Annotated in this window: 22 protein-coding genes; 14 read left to right on the forward strand and 8 right to left on the reverse strand. The window is 68.0% G+C overall.

The genetic code is table 11. The annotated features are described in order from the left end of the window. Positions 1 to 20: 20 nt before the first annotated feature. The 3 genes from ABDZ95_RS00430 to cysK form a co-directional block, all read right to left on the reverse strand. A complete protein-coding gene (locus ABDZ95_RS00430; RefSeq protein ID WP_343788659.1) occupies positions 21 to 449 on the reverse strand; it encodes a Ros/MucR family transcriptional regulator in 429 nt (142 codons plus the stop codon). 145 nt (positions 450 to 594) lie between these two features. Then, complete coding sequence (locus tag ABDZ95_RS00435; protein ID WP_343788662.1) at positions 595 to 1,812, reverse strand: DUF2336 domain-containing protein; 1,218 nt, start codon at positions 1,810 to 1,812, stop codon at positions 595 to 597. A 55-nt stretch (positions 1,813 to 1,867) separates the two neighbouring features. Continuing rightward, the gene (gene cysK, locus ABDZ95_RS00440) at positions 1,868 to 2,848 is read right to left on the reverse strand and encodes a cysteine synthase A (RefSeq protein ID WP_343788665.1); all 981 of its coding nucleotides are present in this window, start codon (positions 2,846 to 2,848) and stop codon (positions 1,868 to 1,870) included. 290 nt (positions 2,849 to 3,138) lie between these two features. On the opposite strand from cysK, the gene ABDZ95_RS00445 reads away from it, so the two are divergent. After that, entirely contained in the window at positions 3,139 to 6,450 is a 3,312-nt protein-coding gene (locus tag ABDZ95_RS00445; protein WP_343788668.1) for a PAS domain S-box protein, read from the forward strand. On the opposite strand, the gene ABDZ95_RS00450 is transcribed toward ABDZ95_RS00445, so the two are convergent. Continuing rightward, positions 6,447 to 6,929, reverse strand: coding sequence for an Lrp/AsnC family transcriptional regulator (locus tag ABDZ95_RS00450; protein ID WP_343788671.1), 483 nt, complete (start codon positions 6,927 to 6,929; stop codon positions 6,447 to 6,449). The two genes, ABDZ95_RS00445 and ABDZ95_RS00450, sit on opposite strands and share 4 nt — an antisense overlap. 84 nt (positions 6,930 to 7,013) lie before the next feature. Between ABDZ95_RS00450 and ABDZ95_RS00455 the strand changes: the two genes are divergently transcribed. From ABDZ95_RS00455 to ABDZ95_RS00470, 4 genes are all read left to right on the forward strand, one after another. Further along, positions 7,014 to 7,934 carry an EamA family transporter gene (locus tag ABDZ95_RS00455; RefSeq protein ID WP_343788674.1) on the forward strand — a complete coding sequence of 307 codons (921 nt, stop codon included), beginning with the start codon at positions 7,014 to 7,016 and terminating at the stop codon, positions 7,932 to 7,934. A gap of 64 nt (positions 7,935 to 7,998) precedes the next feature. Further along, entirely contained in the window at positions 7,999 to 9,345 is a 1,347-nt protein-coding gene (fliI, locus tag ABDZ95_RS00460) for a flagellar protein export ATPase FliI (RefSeq protein ID WP_343788677.1), read from the forward strand. Positions 9,346 to 9,358: 13 nt separating this feature from the next. Next, positions 9,359 to 9,769, forward strand: a complete 411-nt coding sequence (locus ABDZ95_RS00465) for a flagellar export protein FliJ (RefSeq protein ID WP_343788681.1) — start codon at positions 9,359 to 9,361, stop codon at positions 9,767 to 9,769. Then, on the forward strand, positions 9,759 to 10,850 hold the full coding sequence (locus tag ABDZ95_RS00470) for an endo-1,4-beta-xylanase (RefSeq protein ID WP_343788683.1): 1,092 nt from the start codon (positions 9,759 to 9,761) through the stop codon (positions 10,848 to 10,850). Before ABDZ95_RS00465 ends, ABDZ95_RS00470 begins: the two co-directional genes overlap by 11 nt. A gap of 124 nt (positions 10,851 to 10,974) precedes the next feature. Here ABDZ95_RS00470 and ABDZ95_RS00475 read toward each other — a convergent pair whose 3' ends face one another. Continuing rightward, positions 10,975 to 11,736, reverse strand: a complete 762-nt coding sequence (locus ABDZ95_RS00475) for a competence/damage-inducible protein A (RefSeq protein ID WP_343788686.1) — start codon at positions 11,734 to 11,736, stop codon at positions 10,975 to 10,977. A 23-nt stretch (positions 11,737 to 11,759) separates the two neighbouring features. Between ABDZ95_RS00475 and ABDZ95_RS00480 the strand changes: the two genes are divergently transcribed. Both ABDZ95_RS00480 and map read left to right on the forward strand, forming a co-directional pair. Then, the gene (locus ABDZ95_RS00480; RefSeq protein ID WP_343788689.1) at positions 11,760 to 12,527 is read left to right on the forward strand and encodes a DNA/RNA nuclease SfsA; all 768 of its coding nucleotides are present in this window, start codon (positions 11,760 to 11,762) and stop codon (positions 12,525 to 12,527) included. A gap of 25 nt (positions 12,528 to 12,552) precedes the next feature. Then, on the forward strand, positions 12,553 to 13,377 hold the full coding sequence (gene map / locus ABDZ95_RS00485; protein WP_343788691.1) for a type I methionyl aminopeptidase: 825 nt from the start codon (positions 12,553 to 12,555) through the stop codon (positions 13,375 to 13,377). Here the strand turns inward: map and ABDZ95_RS00490 are convergent, their stop codons facing one another. Beyond that, positions 13,378 to 14,286 carry a hypothetical protein gene (locus ABDZ95_RS00490; protein WP_343788694.1) on the reverse strand — a complete coding sequence of 303 codons (909 nt, stop codon included), beginning with the start codon at positions 14,284 to 14,286 and terminating at the stop codon, positions 13,378 to 13,380. It abuts the gene before it with no gap. A gap of 137 nt (positions 14,287 to 14,423) precedes the next feature. On the opposite strand from ABDZ95_RS00490, the gene radC reads away from it, so the two are divergent. The 7 genes from radC to ABDZ95_RS00525 all read left to right on the forward strand — a co-directional run bounded on the left by radC (position 14,424) and on the right by ABDZ95_RS00525 (position 18,819). After that, the gene (gene radC, locus ABDZ95_RS00495) at positions 14,424 to 15,143 is read left to right on the forward strand and encodes a RadC family protein (RefSeq protein WP_343788697.1); all 720 of its coding nucleotides are present in this window, start codon (positions 14,424 to 14,426) and stop codon (positions 15,141 to 15,143) included. Between the two features lie 32 nt (positions 15,144 to 15,175). Beyond that, the gene (locus ABDZ95_RS00500; RefSeq protein WP_343788700.1) at positions 15,176 to 16,171 is read left to right on the forward strand and encodes a glycosylasparaginase; all 996 of its coding nucleotides are present in this window, start codon (positions 15,176 to 15,178) and stop codon (positions 16,169 to 16,171) included. Then, entirely contained in the window at positions 16,168 to 16,686 is a 519-nt protein-coding gene (locus ABDZ95_RS00505; RefSeq protein WP_343788703.1) for a GNAT family N-acetyltransferase, read from the forward strand. Before ABDZ95_RS00500 ends, ABDZ95_RS00505 begins: the two co-directional genes overlap by 4 nt. 106 nt (positions 16,687 to 16,792) lie before the next feature. Continuing rightward, positions 16,793 to 17,029 carry a BolA family protein gene (locus ABDZ95_RS00510; protein WP_343788706.1) on the forward strand — a complete coding sequence of 79 codons (237 nt, stop codon included), beginning with the start codon at positions 16,793 to 16,795 and terminating at the stop codon, positions 17,027 to 17,029. 5 nt (positions 17,030 to 17,034) lie between these two features. Continuing rightward, on the forward strand, positions 17,035 to 17,958 hold the full coding sequence (locus ABDZ95_RS00515; RefSeq protein WP_343788709.1) for an aldo/keto reductase: 924 nt from the start codon (positions 17,035 to 17,037) through the stop codon (positions 17,956 to 17,958). A gap of 79 nt (positions 17,959 to 18,037) precedes the next feature. After that, positions 18,038 to 18,394: a Grx4 family monothiol glutaredoxin gene (gene grxD / locus ABDZ95_RS00520; RefSeq protein WP_343788712.1), complete on the forward strand. Its 357-nt coding sequence runs from the start codon at positions 18,038 to 18,040 to the stop codon at positions 18,392 to 18,394. Beyond that, entirely contained in the window at positions 18,394 to 18,819 is a 426-nt protein-coding gene (locus ABDZ95_RS00525) for an acyl-CoA thioesterase (RefSeq protein ID WP_343788715.1), read from the forward strand. Before grxD ends, ABDZ95_RS00525 begins: the two co-directional genes overlap by 1 nt. A gap of 39 nt (positions 18,820 to 18,858) precedes the next feature. Here the strand turns inward: ABDZ95_RS00525 and ABDZ95_RS00530 are convergent, their stop codons facing one another. Both ABDZ95_RS00530 and ABDZ95_RS00535 read right to left on the reverse strand, forming a co-directional pair. Then, positions 18,859 to 19,248: a hypothetical protein gene (locus tag ABDZ95_RS00530; RefSeq protein WP_343788718.1), complete on the reverse strand. Its 390-nt coding sequence runs from the start codon at positions 19,246 to 19,248 to the stop codon at positions 18,859 to 18,861. Next, entirely contained in the window at positions 19,248 to 19,373 is a 126-nt protein-coding gene (locus tag ABDZ95_RS00535; protein ID WP_343788721.1) for a hypothetical protein, read from the reverse strand. The genes ABDZ95_RS00530 and ABDZ95_RS00535 overlap by 1 nt, the downstream gene beginning before the upstream one ends. Positions 19,374 to 19,432 lie beyond the last annotated feature (59 nt).

Consider the following 19,432-nt stretch of genomic DNA (forward strand, 5'->3'; position numbering starts at 1 on the left):
TGTTGATCAGCGCTGACTGATTACTTCTTGGCGCGCGGAGCGCGGGCCGGTTTGCGACCGCCCTGACCGAGACCCATCTGCTTGGCCAGATCCGAGCGCGCCTTGGCGTAGTTCGGCGCGACCATCGGATAGTCCTTCGCCAGGCCCCACTTGGCCCGGTATTCTTCAGGGCTCATGTTGTACTTGGTGCGCAGGTGACGCTTCAGCGACTTGAACTTGCGACCGTCTTCCAGACAGATCAGATAGTCCGGCGTGATCGACTTGCGCACCGGAACGGCCGGCTCGCGAACTTCCGGCTCGGGTTCGACGGCGCCGGTCGAAACCTGCGACAGGGCAGCGTGGATGCTGGCGATCAGGCCGGGGACTTCCGCCGCCTGAACACTGTTGTTACCGACGTACGCCGACACGATGTCGGCAGTCATTTCAAGCAACTGCGAGTTATCTTCCATCGGCGTTCTACCTGTTCGAATTTGCGGGTGGGACGGAGCCGTCAACATCACTGACATGCTGAATAGTGTTGTTCGGGAACCGTGGCAATGACATTATATTCATTGCGCAGATCAACCAGACCGTAATTTCTGTATCGCGCCGATGCTATCGGCCGAAGTTCTCCGCCAGCGCCAGCATCGCCGCCCGCTCCGGCGCCGAGTAATCGTCCAGCGCCTCTTCTTCGCCATCACGGATCGCACGCAACAGCGCTGGCGTCAGAGCCGAAGACAGAGACCAGTTCCAGTAACGCAAGACAGTTTGTGCGCGATCGACGGCCAGCATTTCGTAGGTGATCTGCACCCGCTCCCAGACCAAGTCCGGCGTACCGTCAGGTTGTAATTCGGGACGCCGCATCGAACGCCACAGGCCGGCCAGTTCGTTACGCGACAGCCCCGTCGCCTTGCACAGGATCGCCACCGGCTCCCCGCCCGGATCGCCCAGGATCTTGGCGCCGGTGATCGGCTTCACGCCGGACAGATAGGCGATCTCCGACGCCAGTTCGCGCGTCAGCCCCTCGGCCGCGGCGGCTTCGATGGCCTGCTCCAGCCCGCCCCAAGGGCTCTTCTCGATCGCCGCGCGGTTTCTCTGACGGCGCTCGATAAACTGGAGAGCCTTGCGGGACACCGGGTCCTGCCAGCCCTCCTTCGCGGCCATGGCGAAGACGTCCTCGGACACCTCCTGCATGACCTCGCGTGACACCGCGAAGCGCTGAAGGATGGTCTTGCGATCGTCCGGATCGCACCACCAGAACATCACATACGCACCTGACGGCCTCAGCTCCGGACGGCGCAGGATCGAGTGGCACAGGCTGCGCTCGGTGCGGCTCAGGCTGACCACGCCCTCCATCGCCACCTGGCTCAGCCGCGCCGTCTGATTGCGCAGCACCGCCTCGATCACCGGCGTCTCGCCGAACGAGAGCAGGGTTTCGCTGACGACCTCGGACAGTCCCCGACGGCTGGCCATAAGAAATCGGTGATCCATCGTCGCGTCGCGCGCGCAGGCGACCAGATCGGCGTCGGATAGCGACGCGCACTGCTCGATCAGCAGACCTGCGATCTCGGGGTCGTCACGCAGCAGCATCCGCGCCAGGGCGTTCGGCAACTCGGTCAACGGGGCCAGTCGCGCCGCGACGCGCTTGCGATCGTCGGCCGAGGCGAGGCGCAGCATCTCCACCAGCAGATCGCCCGTCACCGAGCGTTCGAAGGCGTTGATCCGGCTGGCCGGCAGGGAAACGACGTCGGCCAGCCGCTTCAGCAGCGCGTGCCGCGCACGGAACCCCGTGGCGGGCGCGTCGTCTTCAGGCGTGAGAGCGACGTCGGTCATCTTCCGATAACCTACTCGCGCGGCGGTTAACCGCCGGTGACGAAAGACTTACTGGTTAAAGTCCCTCGAACAGGGCCGTCGACAGATAGCGTTCGGCGAAGCTCGGGATGATGGCGACGATCGTCTTGCCCGCGTTCTCGTCCAGCGCAGCCAGCCGGAACGCCGCCGTCAGGGCCGCGCCCGAAGAAATGCCGACCGGGATACCCTCGACCCGCGCCGCCTTGCGGGCCATGTCGAACGCATCCTCGTTCGAGACTTGCTCCACGCCGTCGATGACGTCGCGATCCACGATCGTCGGAATAAAACCGGCTCCGATGCCCTGGATCTTGTGCGGACCGGGCTCGCCGCCCGACAGCACCGGGCTGGCGGTCGGCTCCACGGCGATCATCTTCACCGAGGCCTTCTTCGCCTTCAGCACCTGGCCCACACCCGTGATGGTGCCGCCGGTGCCGACGCCGGCGATGACGATGTCGACCGCCCCGTCCGTGTCCGCCCAGATCTCTTCGGCGGTCGTCGCGCGGTGGATGGCCGGGTTGGCGGGGTTGTCGAACTGGGCCGGGCTGACCGCGCCGGGCGTCCGCTCCAGCAGTTCCTGCGCCATGGCGATCGCGCCCTTCATCCCCTTCTCGGCCGGGGTCAGGACCAATTCGGCGCCCAGAAGGGCCAGCATCTTCCGGCGCTCGATCGACATGCTCTCGGGCATGACGAGGATCAGCTTGTAGCCCTTCGCCGCCGCCACGAACGCCAGGGCGATGCCGGTGTTGCCGCTGGTCGGCTCGATCAGCACGCTGCCCGGCCCGATCTTGCCGGCCTGCTCCAGCGCCTCGATCATCGCCACCCCGATCCGATCCTTCACCGAGGCGATCGGGTTGAAGAACTCCAGCTTGGCCAGCACCCGCGCCTTGGGCTTCAGCTCCGCCGAAAGGCGCGGCAGGCCGACCAGCGGCGTGTCGCCGATCGTGTCGATGATGGAGTCATAGACCTTGCCCCGACCGGACTTGCGGTGGCGGCTGGCGTCATAGGCGGCGTCGGACATGGGGAGGATCTCCGGCACTGATAAATCTTTGAATGCACATCGTGCACGAGGTGCACAACTAGCATCGTGCGATGGGTCATACCGGTTCGATCTAGGCATGAGACCATGCCGAAGCAACGGTTCCGACCGTAACGACTTGACGCGCCCCCCGGGTTGAAGCCTTTGCCGCACTTCTGCGTTGATGGGCGCGGGACCGTACAAGGCGACGGCGTCCGGGGGACCTGACTCTGAAAGATCGATCCGACACCGACGTCTCCGGCGAGGCGCTCTTCCCTCGCGGTACGGGCGAGATGGCGCGCGCCATTCGCGCCTTCGACTGGAGCTCGACCCCGCTCGGCCCGCTCGCCGGCTGGCCTGCCAGCCTCCGGACAGCAGTGGGCCTGCTGGTCAGCGCGCCCACCCCCATGGTGCTGCTCTGGGGCCGTGAGGGGACCCTGATCTACAACGACGGCTACGCCCGCTTCGCCGGCCGCCGCCACCCCGAATTGCTGGGCATGGGCGCGCGAGAAGGCTGGCCCGAGATCGCCGACTTCAACGACCTGAACATTCGCCGCGGCCTGGCCGGAGAGTCCTGGTCGCTCAGGGATCAACAGCTGGAGCTCGACCGGCAGGGCATCGTCGAACCGGTCTGGCTGGACCTCGATTACGCCCCCGTGCCCGACGATACGGGCGCGCCCGGCGGCGTGCTGGTTCTGGTCACCGAAACCACCGGGCGCCGCGATGCCGAGGAGAAGCGCAGGGTCGCGGCCGAGCGCCTCGACATGGCGCTGTCGGCCGGCAGCGGCATAGGCGCCTGGGACTGGGACGTCGTCTCCGACCGGGTGACGTCGGATGTCCGGTTCGCGCGCCTGTATGGCGTAGACCCGGCCAAGGCGATCGCCGGAGCGCCGATTGCGGAGTTCTTCGCCAGCATCCATCCGGACGATCTGCCCGGCGTTCAGGCCCGCATTCAGGATGCAATGGCGGAGGGCGGATCGTTCCAGGCCGAGTACCGCCTGATTGGCGCCGACGGCGCCGTCCGCTGGGTCGCCGCCGCAGGTCGTGTGTCCCTCGCCCAGGACGGCTCCGTCGCCCGCCTCCCTGGTGTATCCTTCGACATCACCGAAGGCCGGCGCATGACCGAGGCGCTGGCCCGGAGCGAGGAGCGCTACCGCACCCTTTTCGAAAAGACCGCTACCGGCTTCTGCATCGTCGAGATGAAGTTCGACGATCAGGACAGGGCGATCGACTACATGATCGTCGAGGGCAACGAGGCCTTCGAGGAAATGACCGGCCTCCGCAACGCGGCGGGGAAATGGGTCAGCGAGATCGCCCCCGGTCTGGAGCAGCACTGGTTCGACCTCTACGGCGGCGTCGCGTTGACCGGGGAACCCGCGCGGTTCGAGAATCCGGCTGATATCTTCGGCCGATGGTACGACGTTCAGGCCCTGCGCATCGGAGAGCCGGAAGCCCGTCGTGTCGCGATCCTGTTCAACAACATCACCGAGCGTAAGCGGACCGAGGAACGTCTGCGGTTCATGGACCGTCTCGCTACGGAGACCACGCGCCTGTGGAATGCTGACGAGGTGCTGTCCGTCACGACCCGCTTGACCGGCGAGTATCTGGGCGTCTCCATCTGCGCCTACGCGGACATGGACGAGGATCAGGACGGTTTCACGATCCGTGGCGACTGGTCGGCCGAAGGATCGGCCACGATCACCGGCCACTACAGTCTGGCCGATTTCGGCAGACTGGCGGTTCAGGAACTGGGCGCCGGCCGCCCGCTGATTATCAATGACAATCGTGCGGAACTGGCTCCGGAGGAGGCGGCGACCTTCCAGAACATCGGGATCTCCGCGACGATCTGCATGCCGCTGGTCAAGGATGGCCGCCTCACCGCGCTGATGGCGATCCATGACAGGCATCCGCGCGTCTGGACCGACGAAGAACTGGAGACCATCCGCGAGGTCACCGAGCGGTCGTGGGCCCACATCGAGCGCGTACGCGCTGAAGCCGATTTGCGGGAGAGCGAAAGCCGCTACCGCACCCTGTTCACCAGCATGGACGAGGGCTTCTGCATCATCGAATTCTTCGATGGGCCGCATGGGGAACTCAGCGACTATATCCACGTCGAGGCCAACGATGCCTATGCCGCCAACGCCGGCATCCCCGACGTCGTCGGCCAGAAGGTCCGCGAGATGGTCGGCGCCGAGGCCGACGAATGGGTCGAGCGCTATCGCGGCGTTCTGGTCACCGGCCGCCCGATCCGCTTCGAGAAGGAGCTGGAGGCCACCGGCCGCTGGCTCGAACTCGCCGCCTTCCGCGTCGAGCCGGCCAGTCGCAAACAGGTCGCCGTCCTGTTCAAGGATTTGACCGCCCGTAAGCAGGCTGAGAAAGCGCTTCAGGCCCTCAACGTCACGCTCGAGGAGCGTGTGGTCGAACGCACCGAGGAACTGACCCGCGCCCACGAGGCCCTGCGCCAGTCGCAGAAGATGGAGGCGGTCGGCCAGCTGACCGGCGGGATCGCCCACGACTTCAACAACCTGCTCGCCGGTATCTCGGGCAGTCTCGAACTGCTGTCCAAGCGCCTTCACGAAGGCCGTCTGAACGGCGTGGAGCGGTACATCGACGCGGCCCAGGGCGCCGCCCAGCGCGCCGCCTCCCTGACCCAGCGTCTGCTGGCCTTCTCGCGCCGTCAGACCCTCGATCCCAAGCCCACCGACGTGAACCGCCTGATCTCCGGCATGGAGGAGCTGATCCGCCGCAGCGTGGGGCCGGACGTGGAGGTCGAGGTGGTCGGCGCCGGCGGCCTGTGGGCTACACGCATCGACCAGTCGCAGCTGGAGAACGCGCTGCTGAACCTCTGCATCAATGCCCGCGACGCCATGGCCCCGGCCGGAGGGCGACTGACCATCGAGACCGCCAACAAATGGCTGGACGAGCGCCACGCCCGTCAGCGCGAGCTGACGCCGGGCCAGTACGTCTCGCTCTGCGTCACCGACACCGGCACAGGCATGAGCCCCGAAGTGCAGGCCCAGGCCTTCGATCCCTTCTTCACCACCAAGCCGCTCGGCCAGGGCACGGGCCTCGGCCTGTCCATGATCCATGGCTTCGTGCGTCAGTCGGGCGGCCAGGTCCGCATCTATTCCGAGCTAGGCAAGGGCACGACCATGTGCCTGTACCTGCCCCGCCATGCAGGCGACGCCGATGACGCCGACGACCTCGGCACGGCCGGGATCGCCCAAGGCGGTCATGGCGAGACCGTGCTGGTTATCGACGACGAGACCACCGTGCGCATGCTGGTCGCCGAGGTTCTGGGCGACGCCGGCTATCATGTGATCGAAGCGCCCGACGGTCCCTCGGGCCTCGAAATCCTGCGCTCCGACGCCCGCATCGACCTGCTGATCTCCGACGTCGGCCTCCCCGGCGGCATGAACGGCCGCCAGGTCGCGGACGCCGCTCGTGAGACCCGGCCTGATCTGAAGGTGCTCTTCATCACGGGTTATGCCGAGAACGCCGCCGTCGGCAACGGGCTGCTCGCCCCCGGCATGGAGGTGCTGACCAAGCCCTTCGTCATGGCCGATCTGGCGCTGAAGGTTCACGACATGATCGAGGCGCCCTAGCGCGCCAGCACCGCCCGCGCGGGGTCGAAGCCGACGATCTCGCGGATGGTGATCATGCTCTTGAAGGCGCGGACGTGGGCGTCGGTCGTCAGTTCGCGCTGACAGAAGGACTCGTACTCGGCCATCGAGCGGACCGCGACGGTCAGCAGGAAGTCCGTCTCGCCGGTCACGTCCCAGCAGCCCCGCACCTCCGGGCTGCGCACCATGGCGGCCTTGAAGGCGTCCGTGTGCGACCGGACCTGCGTCCCCATCTCGACCAGCACATGCAGCTCGATGCGCGGCTCGATCCGCGCGGGATCGACGATTGCGACGTCGGCGACGATCACCTTCTCGGCCCTCAACCGCCTCAGGCGGCGCAGCACCGCCGACTCGGAGAGGCCGACCGCATCCGCCGTCACCCGCGCGGGTTCCAGATTGTTCCGACGCACCCGCTCCAGCAGCTTGTGATCGAAGGCGTCCAGCGTGACGAATTCCGTCATGGATTGAACTTTCGTGACGATTTCAAGTGCAGCGGAGCCTGAAATCGCCGGGAAGCGCAAGGCGATCTTTCTTATGCTTTGCTTATGTCCTTCGCCGTCGCCCGCAGCACCCTGACCTCGCCCATGGCCCTTCGCCTGATGCCCTATCTCGCCCTTCTGGGCGGCATGGTCTCGCTGGCCGTCGGTACGTCCTTCGCCAAGGGGCTGTTCCCGATCGTGGGAGCCGAGGGCACCTCGGCGCTGCGCGTCGGTCTGTCGGCCCTCGTGCTCGTCGCGGTGTGGCGGCCGTGGCGGTTCGGGCTGAACCGGTCGGACGCCGGGCGGGTGCTGCTGTACGGCCTCGTTCTGGGCCTGATGAACCTGTGCTTCTACATGTCCTTGCGGACCATCCCGCTGGGTCTGGCGATCGCCATCGAGTTCTCCGGCCCGCTGGTCCTCGCCCTGATCCACGCCCGCCGCCTGATCCATTTCGTCTGGATCGGCTTCGCCGTCGCCGGCCTCGGCATGCTGCTCCCGATCTGGAGCGGCGCCCATGCGCTGGACCCCGTCGGCGTCGCCTTCGCCGCCGCCGCCGGCCTGTTCTGGGCGCTCTACATCGTGTTCGGGAAACGCCTGTCGCACATGCACGCCGGCCAGTCGGTCGCGCTCGGCATGAGCACCGCCGCCCTCGTCATTCTGCCGTTCGGCGTCGCCAGCGCCGGCACGGCTCTGCTGGCCCCGTCCGTGCTGATCTTCGGCCTGTGCGTGGCCCTGGCCTCCAGCGCCCTGCCCTATTCGCTGGAGATGATCGCCCTGCGTCACATCCCCAAGCGGACCTTCGGCGTCCTGCTGTCGGCCGAGCCGGCCATCGGCGCCATCGCCGGCATCGTCCTGCTGCACGAACTGCTCAGCGGTTTGCAGTGGCTGGCCATCGGCTGCATCGTCGTCGCCTCGGTCGGCGCCATCCTGACCACCGGCCGCGAGGCCGCCGACCCGTCCGACGCGCCCGTACCCACAGCGAACTGAGCCGGCCTTCATCGGTCGTTAACCACGTTCCCGCATCCGTGGAGCTCTGTCTCCGGGGTCTCGTTTGCGCAATCTCGTCGCCGCCGTCGAAGCGATCGACCCGCTGGTCGTGACCGGCAAGGTCGCCGGCGTGAACGGCCTGCTGATCGAAAGCCGTGGCGGCCTCTCGCGCCTCGCGGTCGGCGCCCGCGCCGAGATCGAGCGCGGACGTGGCCTCAACGCCCTGCCGGCCGAGGTCGTCGGCTTCCGCGACGCCAAGGCCCTGCTGATGCCCTTCGGCCCGGTCGAGGGCGTCGCCCCCGGCGCCGACATCCGCATCATCGACACCGCCGCGACCGTGCGTCCGACCACCGCCTGGCTGGGCCGGATCATCGACGCCTTCGGCAATCCGATCGACGGCAAGGGACCGCTGCCGCAGGGCCCCGCCGCCTATCCCCTGCGCGCCGCCCCGCCCCCCGCCCACTCGCGCGGACGCGTCGGCGAGCGACTGGATCTGGGCGTCCGCTCGATGGACGTCTTCACCACCACCTGCCGCGGCCAGCGTCTCGGCATCTTCGCCGGCTCGGGCGTCGGCAAGTCGGTGCTGCTGTCCATGCTGGCCAAGGAGGCCACCTGCGACGTCGTCGTGGTCGGTCTGATCGGCGAGCGGGGCCGCGAGGTGCGCGAATTCGTCGAGGAGACCTTGGGCGAGGAAGGCCTGCGCCGCGCGGTCGTCGTGGTCGCCACCTCCGACGAACCGGCCCTGAAACGCCGCCAGTCCGCCTACATGACCATGGCGATCTCCGAGTACTTCCGGGATCAGGACCTCGAGGTCCTGTGCCTGATGGACTCGGTCACCCGCTTCGCCATGGCCCAGCGCGAGATTGGCCTGGCCGCCGGCGAGCCCCCGACGACCAAGGGCTACACCCCGACCGTCTTCACCGAACTGCCCAAGCTGCTGGAGCGCGCGGGGCCCGGCCCGGTTCGGCCCGACGGCACCACCGCCGGCCCCATCACTGCCCTTTTCACCGTGCTGGTGGACGGCGGCGACCATGACGAGCCGATCGCCGACGCCGTGCGCGGTATTCTGGACGGCCACATCGTCATGGACCGCAAGATCGCCGAGCGCGGCCGCTTCCCGGCCATCGACGTGCTGAAATCCGTCAGCCGAACCATGCCTGAGAACCAGACCCCGCCGGAGCGCGACCTGAACAAGCGCGCGCGTCAGTGCCTGTCGGCCTATGCGAACATGGAAGAGCTGATCAAGATCGGCGCCTACCGCGCCGGCGCCGACCCGATCGTCGACAGGGCCATCGCCCTGAACCCCGCTCTGGAAGCCTTCCTGGGACAGGACAAGGACGATCACACGTCCCTTTCCGATTCCTTTACCAGGCTCGAGGCAATTCTGAACCAGGGCATGATCAGCCAGTGACCGGAGTGAAACAATGACCGCCTGGGCCCAATCGCTGATCCGGATCTCCAACTATGAGGTCGAGACGCTGCAGAAGCGTCTGGCAGAGATCACGGCGCGCCGCGCCTCCGCCGAAATGCGCATCGCCGTCCTCGAGGCCGAGGCCGAGGTCGAGCAGGAGCGCGCCCGTCAGGACGCCGACGCCGCCATGCTGCTGCAGGCCTATCTGAACGGCTGGAAAGTCCGCAAGGGCGCCGCCGAGACCGATGTGGCCGAGATCGAGGCCGAGGAAGCCGGCGCCCGCGACGCCCTGACCGGCGCCTTCGAGGAGCTCAAGAAGTTCGAGCACGTCGCCGAGATGACGCGCCTGAACGCCATGCTCGCCGCCGGCAAGCGCGAAACCGCCGCCTTCGACGAAATGGGCCTGCGCCGGCGTGCCGGATAGGCTGACCAACCTCAGCCGCCGGGCCCTTCTAGGCGCAACGGCCGCTCTCGCGGCCTGCGACCGCTTCGCCGTGGCCCAGCCGAACGACGGCCACGCGGCCGCCCCGCTCAAGGACATCGTCCCCGCCCCCTTCGGCGCCACCGGCATGACCTGGCAGCTGGATCAGGCCGACTGGATCGCCGAGGTCCGCAAGCACTGCAGCCAGCTGACGCCCGAGTGGGAACAGAAGATGGAGCGGACCCTCGGGCCCGGCTTCACCTATGACTTCGAGCCCTCCGATCGCGTCGTCGGCTTCGCCCGCGACAACGGCCTGCGCGTCCACGGCCATACCGTCATCTGGTACTCGCAGGGCGGCGAGGTCTTCGACGACGCGACCGTCCCCCGCGCCCGCTTCCGCTCGGAGTACGAGCGCTACATCCGCGCCTTCGTCGGCCGTTATCGCGGACAGATGGCCGGCTGGGATGTGGTCAACGAGCCGGTAGCCGAGGACGGCAACGGCCTGCGCGAATGCCACTGGAGCCGCGCGCTCGGTATGGACGAATACATGGTCAGCGCCTTCCAGCTGGCGAAGGAAGCCGACCCGGACGCGGTCCTGTTCCTCAACGAGTACAATCTCGAGAACATCCCGGCCAAGGGCGCGACCTTCCTGCGGCTGGTCGAGCGCCTGCTGAAGCTGGGCGCCCCCATCGGCGGCATCGGCACCCAGTCGCACCTCGATATCGAAATCCCCGCCGGCCAGATCACCACCTTCATGCGCGACGCGGCCTCGCTGGGCCTGCCGATCCATGTGTCCGAACTGGACTTCCCCATGCAGCGCGAGGGCCGGATGCCGGACATGCGCTCCATGGCGCAGAGGCGCGAACAGCAGGTCGCCCGTGTCGGCGAACTGGCCGAGGCCTTCGCCGCCCTGCCCGAACGCCAGCGCTACGCCTTCACTACCTGGGGCCTGCGCGACATCGACAGCTGGCTTGTCCGCGAAGGCCGCAGCAAGGACAGCCCCCTGCTGCTCGACAATCAGGGTCGGGCCAACCCGGCGTATCGGGCGGTGGTCGACGCGTTTACGGGACGCGCAGGAAGCTAGACCGCAGATCCTCCCCCTTGGGGGAGGGGGACCACGCGCAGCGTGGTGGAGGGGGCAAATACGAACAGCGGCGTGAGTGGGAGCCCCCTCCACCGCTTCGCGGTCCCCCTCCCCCCGCGGTGCGCTAGGGGGAGGATCTCGAGGCACTGATCCCGGCAGCCTTCAACTCTCCGACCAGCGCCTCCACCGCCGCCTTCAGTCGCGCCTGATCGCGTCCGCGCACGACCAGATTCGTCCCGATCTCGCCGACCGAGCCGTGGCCGAACGGATAGCTGCCGAAGCTCAGCTCGCGATCCGCCTTCGCCGCCGCCGTCAGGATGTCCGCGACCGTCCCCTCACCCACGCCCGACACCCGGATCGTCGCCGCATGGACCACCACACCCTTGCGCAGCCTCGGCGCCACGTCCTCCAGCATCGCCGTCATGATCTTCGGCACCCCGGCCATCACGAAGACATTGCCGATCTGGAAGCCCGGCGCATCGGTCACCGGATTGGCGATCAGCGTCCCGCCCTCCGGAACCCGCGCCATCCGCCGCCGCGCCGCATTGAACTCGCCGGGCGCATAGCGCTTCTCCAGGATCGCCAGCGCGTCCGGATGCTCCGGCAGGGCCACGCCGAACGCCTGCGCCACCGCGTCGGCGGTGATGTCGTCATGCGTCGGTCCGATCCCGCCGGTTGTGAAGACATAGTCGTGGGTCGCCCTCAGCGCGTTCAGCGCCCCGACGATCTGCGCCGTCTCGTCCCCGACCGTGCGCGCCTCCTTCAGGTCGATGCCCAGCGCCGCCAGAAACCGGGCGATAGTGTTCAGATTGGTGTCCTGCGTCCGGCCGGACAGGATTTCGTCGCCGATGATCAGGACGGCGGCGGTGGGGGATGCGTCGGTCATGCCCTCAAGCTAGAGACTGGGCCATGCGCTTCAAGTCGCCCCTCGAACGCGGAACCCTGATCCGCCGCTACAAGCGATTCCTCGCCGACGTCACTCGGGCGGACGGAAGCGAGACGACGATCCACGTCCCCAACCCCGGCGCCATGCTGGGCCTGACCGAGCCGGGCCTGCCGGTCTGGATGAGCCGCTCGCCGGACCCGAAGCGCAAGCTGCCGCTGACGCTGGAGATGGTCGAACTGCCGGACGCCGGTCTGGTCGGCGTCAACACCATGAACCCCAACCGCATCGCCGAGCTGGCCATCGCCGAGGGCCTTATCCCCGAACTGACCGGCTACCCGATCCTGCGGCGCGAGGTGCGCTACGACGAGAACAGCCGCATCGACATCCTGCTTTCTCCCTCCCCTCATGGGGAGGGTGGCGACGGCGTAGCCGGCGACGGGTGGGGCGGCCTCACGCCGGATCGCCCCTCCGCCTGGGTCGAGATCAAGAACGTCCACTTCAGCCGCACGCCCGGCCTCGCCGAATTCCCCGACTGCCGCACCGAACGCGGCGTCAAACACCTGCACGCGCTGGAGCGTGTCGTCGACACAGGCGGTCGCGCGGTCATAGTGTTCGTCCTGCAACGCATGGACTGCACCGCCTTCACCACCGCCGACGATATCGACAAGGTCTACGGACCGGCGCTGCGGCGGGCCGCCTCCCACGGGGTTGAGGTTCTGTGCTATAGTTGCCACCTGACGCCTGAAGCGATCCGGCTGGATCGCGCCCTGCCCTGGCGGCCCAACTCCTGACACGGGCCCCACCGAAAGACGACCGATGTACGAGACCCCCGAGCTGGACAGCGACCACTTCGTCCGCACCCACGAGATCCGCGTCCACCAGGACGAGGAAGCCTGGGAGGGCATGCGCGCGGCCGGCAATCTGGTGGCGCGCGCCCTGGACATGATCACCGAGTACGCCCAGCCGGGCGTCACCACCGGCCGCATCGACGACCTGATCCGCGAGTTCACCCTGGACAACGGCGCCCTGCCGGCCTGCCTCGGCTACAAGGGCTACGAGAAGACCGTCTGCACCTCGATCAACCACGTCGTCTGCCACGGCATTCCGGGCGACAAGGTGCTCAAGGACGGCGACATCGTGAACATCGACCACACCGTCATCGTCGACGGCTGGCACGGCGACTCCAGCCGCATGTATCCGATCGGGAACATCAACGCCCGCGCCCGCAAGCTGATCGATGTCACCTATGACTCGCTGGAAGCCGGCCTCGCCATGGTCAGGCCGGGCAACACCTTCGGCGACATCGGCTACGCCATCCAGCAGGTGGTCGAAGCCCAACGCATGTCGGTGGTCCGCGACTTCTGCGGCCACGGCATCGGCCGCCTGTTCCACGACAGCCCCAACGTCCTGCACTACGGCCGCCGCGGCGAGGGCGCGACGCTGAAGAAGGGCATGTTCTTCACGGTCGAGCCGATGGTGAACCTGGGCAAACCGCACGTGAAGGTGCTGTCCGACGGCTGGACCGCCGTGACCCGCGACAAGTCCCTGTCGTCGCAGTGCGAGCATACCATCGGGGTGACGGACGACGGCTGCGAACTGTTCAGCGCCAGCCCCGCCGGCCTGTTCCGCCCGAAATTCTGATCAGTCGCAGGCCGCGCCGAACCCCGGCGCGCGCAGGGCCAGCAGGATCGACGACCGTCGCTCCTGACTGATCGCGTCCGCGCCCTCCAGCAGGCACCCGATTACCGTGTTGGAGTTCGGCGCCAGCAGGCCGTAGCGCAGCCCCCGTGCCTCCAGCTCCGCCTGCGTCCGCGTCAGCAACTCCAGCGCGCCCGCGACCTCCACCGGGTCGTTGGTCACCCGCGTCATCTCGTGCAGCGCCTGCCCCGAGCTCGGGAAATCATAGGCGCCCGGCGCCCAGCGCTCGATCCGCGCCGACAGACGATCCGGATGCTCGCGGATATCGAACTTGGCGTTCTGGCTGGCCGACAGGACGACCGCCTGCCCCTCCTCCGGCACCACCAGCACATATGCGTGGCGGGGGAACAGCAGATAGTGCGCCAGGAACTTCGTCACCGGCACGAACGGGGGATCGTCCGGTCCCAGCGCATGCGCCCCCACATAGACGCCCGACGGAATGGCCCGCGCATCGATCCGGCCGTTCAACGCGAGGATCCGATCGATCATCACCTGATCCAGCAGAAAGACCCCGTCCTCGGCCTCTTCCTCCAGAAACGCATGGATCGTCGCGCTGTCCGGATCGCGCCCGAGGTCACGACCGTGCACCGCGGAGAAGGCCGAGGGCGACATCGGCCGCCCGTCCACCGGGCTGAACCACAGCACCTGCAACTCCTGCATCGTCCGCTCCACCGGCTGCTCGCCCCGGAAGGTCGACAGGCTCAGCACCAGATTCACCACCGCGAACAGGGCGACGAAACCCACGACCGCCTGCCCCGAGATCACCGCCCAGCGGCGCCAGCCGGTCAGCGGATGGCGCGCATGCCGGATGCGTTCGACAAAGCGGCGGCGACGCGACAGCCTCTGATCCATGACCACCCCCTCGGCTCGCGCGAGGAAATGCGTTGATACGGCCAAGGTTGCAGTCTTCATCGACCCCGTAGCGCGCTCACCACTTTGAGTTGAGCCCGACGCGACCATGAGGCAGTCTGGCGGTCCACGGAGCCGCCATGTCGGACACGCCTCACAGATCGCCGCATCACGCCGGTCACCGCGAGCGGCTGCGCGAGCGCGCGCGGTCGGCCGGCGTACAGCACCTTCCCGACTACGAATTGCTCGAACTCTTCCTGTTCCGCAGCCAGCCGCAGGGCGACGTCAAGCCCATCGCCAAGGCCCTGCTGGGCCGGTTTGGCTCCCTTACCGCCGTCCTCGCCGCGTCGGTCGAGGACCTGATGACCGTCCGCACCGAGGACGCCCGCGGCCGCCGCAAGGGCGTCGGCGCCGAGACCGCGCTGGACCTCGCCGCCCTGCACGAGGTCGCCCGCCGCGTGGCGAAGGAGCAGGCCGGCAAGCGCACCGTCATCTCGTCATGGACCGCGCTGGTCGACTACGTTCGCGTCTCCCTTCAGCACGAGCCGCGCGAGCAGTTCCGGGTTCTGTACCTCGACAACCGCAACCAGCTGATCCTCGACGAGATTCAGAACCGCGGCACCGTCGACCACGCTCCCGTCTATCCGCGCGAGGTCGTCCGCCGGGCGCTGGAGGTCTCGGCCAAGTCCATGATCATCGTCCACAACCATCCCTCCGGAGACCCGACGCCCTCGCGCCCGGACATCGTCATGACCAGGCAGGTGGTCGAGGCGGCGAAGGCGCTGGACATCGATGTCCATGACCACCTGATCGTCGGCCGGGACGGCGTCGCCAGCTTCCGGCAACTGGGATTGATGTGAAGCGGCGCAATGCGGGTTAGGCTTCGACTCGCATGGACACGACCCGCCGCTCCCTGATCGCCGCCGCCCCGACGCTCGGGCTGGCTTCCGCCGTCGCCGCGCAGGCGCGCACCCCCGACATCATGGTCTCCACTTGGGACTTCGGCGCCGCCGCCAACGATGCCGGCTGGGCGGCGCGACAGGGCGGAGGCTCGGCGCTCGACATGGTCGAGGCCGGCGGCAAGGTCGCAGAGGCGGACGAGAGCAACAGTTCGGTCGGTCTGGGCGGCTATCCCGACCGCGACGGTCGTGTCACCCTGGACGCCTGCGTCATGACCTGGGCCGGCGACATCGGCGCGGTCTGCGCGCTCGAGGATGTGGTTCACGCGGTGTCCGTCGCCCGGGCGGTGATGGAGAAGACGCCCCACACCATGCTGGTCGGCGCCGGCGCGCGCGGCTTCGCCGTCGATCAGGGCTTCCCGACGCAGAACCTGCTGACGCCACAGGCCGAGGCCGCCTGGCGCGAGTGGCTGCGCACCGCGGAGTACGCGCCGCGCATCAACAGCGAGAACACCGACTGGCGCGGCACGCCCGGCGGTCCCGGCAATCACGACACCATCGGCCTGCTGGCCATCGGCGGCGACGACCGCATGGCCGGAGCCTGCACGACCTCCGGCATGGCCTTCAAGATGCACGGCCGCGTCGGCGACAGCCCGATCATCGGCGCCGGTCTCTACGTCGACGACGAGGTCGGCGGCTGTACGGCGACGGGCGTTGGCGAGGACGTCGTCCGCGTCACCGGCTCCCACGCGGTGGTCGAGGCGATGCGGCATGGCATGGACCCGACCGCCGCCTGCCGCTCGGTCATCGAACGCCTCGCCCGTCTGCGCGGGACAAAGGTCGCCAACTCGCAGGTCGCCCTGCTCGCACTGGACAAGCAGGGCCGCGCCGGCGCCTTCGCCCTGCAGCCCGGCTTCACATACGCCGTCACCGACGCGACCGGCCGCACCCGCATCGAGCGCGCCGCAGCCCTGTTCGAGGCCCCATGACCACCGCCCTGATCACCGAACGCCTGACCCTGACACCGGTACAGGCCTCCGACTACGCCGACCTGACGGCGCTTTGGGGCGACGCCGCCTTCGCCACCAGCATCTTCCCCGCCGCCCTGTCGTCGGAAGATGTCTGGTTCCGCCTGTTGCGCGACATCGGCCACTGGGAGGCGCTGGGCTATGGCAACTGGTCGATCCGCGAGACGGCCACCGGCGATTACGTCGGCAGCGTCGGCGTCTTCGACTACCGCCGCCTGATGGACCCGCCGTTCGACGCGCCGGAACTCGGCTGGGGCGTCGCGCCCCGCTTCCAGGGCAAGGGCATGGCGTTCGAGGCGCTGTCCGCCGCCCTCGCCTGGTGCGACGACAGCCTCAACGCGACCCGCACGGTCTGCATGATTTCGCCCGACAACGCGTCGTCGCACGCCCTGGCGAAGCGCGCCGGCTACACCCCCTATGTCCAGACCACCTACAAGGGCGCGCCGGTGGTGTTGCTGGAGCGGTCAGGTCGCTGACCTCTGCGACCAAACTGTCCCGAACCGGGACGGATGCACAGTGAGCGTAGCCAGCCATTAAGGTTTAACGGGCAAGCTGCGCGGCGAAGTCGGAGTGCGTTTGTCCATGCCCATGCCCGTTGAAGAGCTGCGCGCCCATCTGGTCGAGGCCTTTCCGGACGCCGAGATCGTCATCGACGATCTGGCCGGCGACGGCGACCACTACCGTGCGCGGATCGTCTCGTCGGCCTTCGCCGGCCTGCCGCGGGTGAAACAGCATCAGCTGGTCTACGCCGCCCTGAAGGGCAAGATGGGCGGGGAACTGCACGCCCTGGCCCTCGAAACCTCCACGCCGGGAGCCTGAGCGCCATGCGTTATCGTCCCTTTGGCATGGCCGGACAGGCCGTCTCGGCCCTGACCCTCAGCCTCGGCCCCCGCGACATCGCCGGCGGCCCCGACGCCGGGCGTGAGCTGATCTATTCGGCGCTCGAAGCCGGCATCAACTCCTACCGTCTCGAAACCGCCGATCCGGTTCTGGCCGAGGTGCTGGGCGAGGCCCTGCGCCACGTCGACCGCAAGCTGGTCCAGGTGTCGCTGATGCTCGGCGCCGGCGACGGCCGCCGAGGCTCGGAGCGCGACTTTTCGGCAGAAGGCATGACGGCGTCGATCGACCGTTCGCTCCATGCGTCGAGCCTGGGCTGGTTCGACGTCGCCATTCTGGACGAACCGGGCGAGCACGAACTGCCCCAGTCCTCGCTGAACGCCCTGAAGGCCCTGCGCGCCACCGAGCGTGTCCGCCTGCTGGGCGTGTCGGGCGATGGCGAGGTCATGGACGTCTATGTCTCGACCGGCGCCTTCGACGTACTGGTCACCCCCTACCATGTGAACTCGGCCTGGCAGGTCCGCTCCCGGTTGCGCGCCGCGCGCGAGCAGGACATGGCCATCTTCGTCTACGACTACTTCCCGGATGCCCTGGACAGCGCGAAGAAGGCCCAGACCGCCCACGTGGAGAAGAAGGGCTTCTTCGGCTTCGGCAAGTCCGGCGGACGGGCCAAGGACGACCCTCTGGCGGGCGCCGGCACCTTCGCCTTCCTGCACCAGACCGTGGGCTGGCCGGCGGAGTCGATCTGCCTCGCCTACGCCCTGACCGAACCCTCGGTCTCCAGCGTGCTGATCAAGGCGTCCGAGGTCGAACGCCTCAACGCCCTGAGCCAGGTGCCCGACCGCGACATGCCGCCGGGCCTGGCCGCCCAGATCGAGATGGCCCGCATCGCCGGCGTGAAGGCGGCCTGAACGGGCGTCAGCGGCGATCGGCGCCCTTGACCCCTGCCCTGCCGGACCCTAGCTGACGGCCTGAACGAAAGGCCTGCCTGTGACCGATCAAGCTGTCGACGACCCGATCCACGCCTTCATCGCCGATACGGTGAAACAGCACGACGTCGTGCTGTTCATGAAGGGCACGCCGGATGCGCCGCGCTGCGGCTTCTCCTCGCTGGCCGTGCAGATCCTCGACCATGTCGGCGCGAACTTCGTCGGCGTGGACGTGCTGCAGGACGAGCGCCTGCGCGAAGGCATCAAGGCGTACACCGACTGGCCGACCATCCCCCAGCTCTACGTGAAGGGCGAGTTCGTGGGCGGTTCGGACATCGTGCGCGAGATGTTCAACGCCGGCGAGCTGCAGACCCTGATGGGCGAAAAAGGCGTCGCCCTGGGCGAAGCCGAGGTCTGATGGCCCGCGCCCAGCTGGAGCCGCGCGCCGACCGGCAGGTCTTCGAGCTTCCCCTTGAGGTGAAGCCCGAGCACATCGACGAGAACGGCCACGTCAACAACGTGGTCTATGTCGGCTGGCTGCAGGACGCGGGCACGGCCCACTGGAATGCCAGCTTCGACGAGGACACGCGCACGCGCTGGTCCTGGGTCGGCGTCCGGCACGAGATCGACTATTTCCGGCCGCTGATGCCGGATGCGACCGGCGTGAAGGCCCGCACCTGGGTCGGCGAGCCCCAAGGCCCACGCTTCAACCGTTTCGTGCGGATCGAGGACGGCGAGGGCCGCCTGTGCGCCCAAGGCGTCACCGAGTGGGTTCTGGTCGACGCGAAGACCATGCGGCCCCACCGCATCCCCGCCGACATGCTGCCGGCATTCCAGCGATAGCAGAACGCCCGCTCCCCTTCGGAAGCGGGCGTCGCTTTTTCAGAGGCGGGTCGGGTTGAGCAGCCTCAGCGGCGTGCCCGGCTCGACGCCCAGCTCGGAGAAACTCCAGCTGACCTCGACCCCGTCCGGAACCAGAGCCTTGCACAGGTCCTGATCCGTGCGGTTCACCGCCGCCTCGGTCCAGCCGTCGACCGTGCTGGTCAGCTCGACTGCAAAGTCCGACACCTCGGTGCAGCCGTTGGAGTCTACCCGGACGATCAGCCGGCCGTCCTGAATGCGGGCATTGCGCACCGCTTCCAGAGGCGGACGGACCAGATCGCCATGGCTGGCGGCCCGGACGACGACGTCCTTGTCGCCGCCCTCGTTGGCGTAGATCACGCAGCCCGACAGCAGCGGCGCGGCCAGGGCCGCAACCAGAAGCGCCCGCATTACTGCGCGGCTTCGGGCGACTGGTGCACGACGCGGGTGGTCGGCTTGTCGGTGGCGATGATGATGCAGCCGCCGAGCGACGGAGCAGCGATGGCGATGGCGAGAACGATGGCGAGACGGCGCATGATGGAAATCCCCTTCCGGATGACGAGAGCGCTTCTGTGGTGAAGCTTGCGACCAATGT

This window comes from Brevundimonas kwangchunensis, assembly GCF_039523815.1.
Taxonomy (GTDB): domain Bacteria; phylum Pseudomonadota; class Alphaproteobacteria; order Caulobacterales; family Caulobacteraceae; genus Brevundimonas; species Brevundimonas kwangchunensis.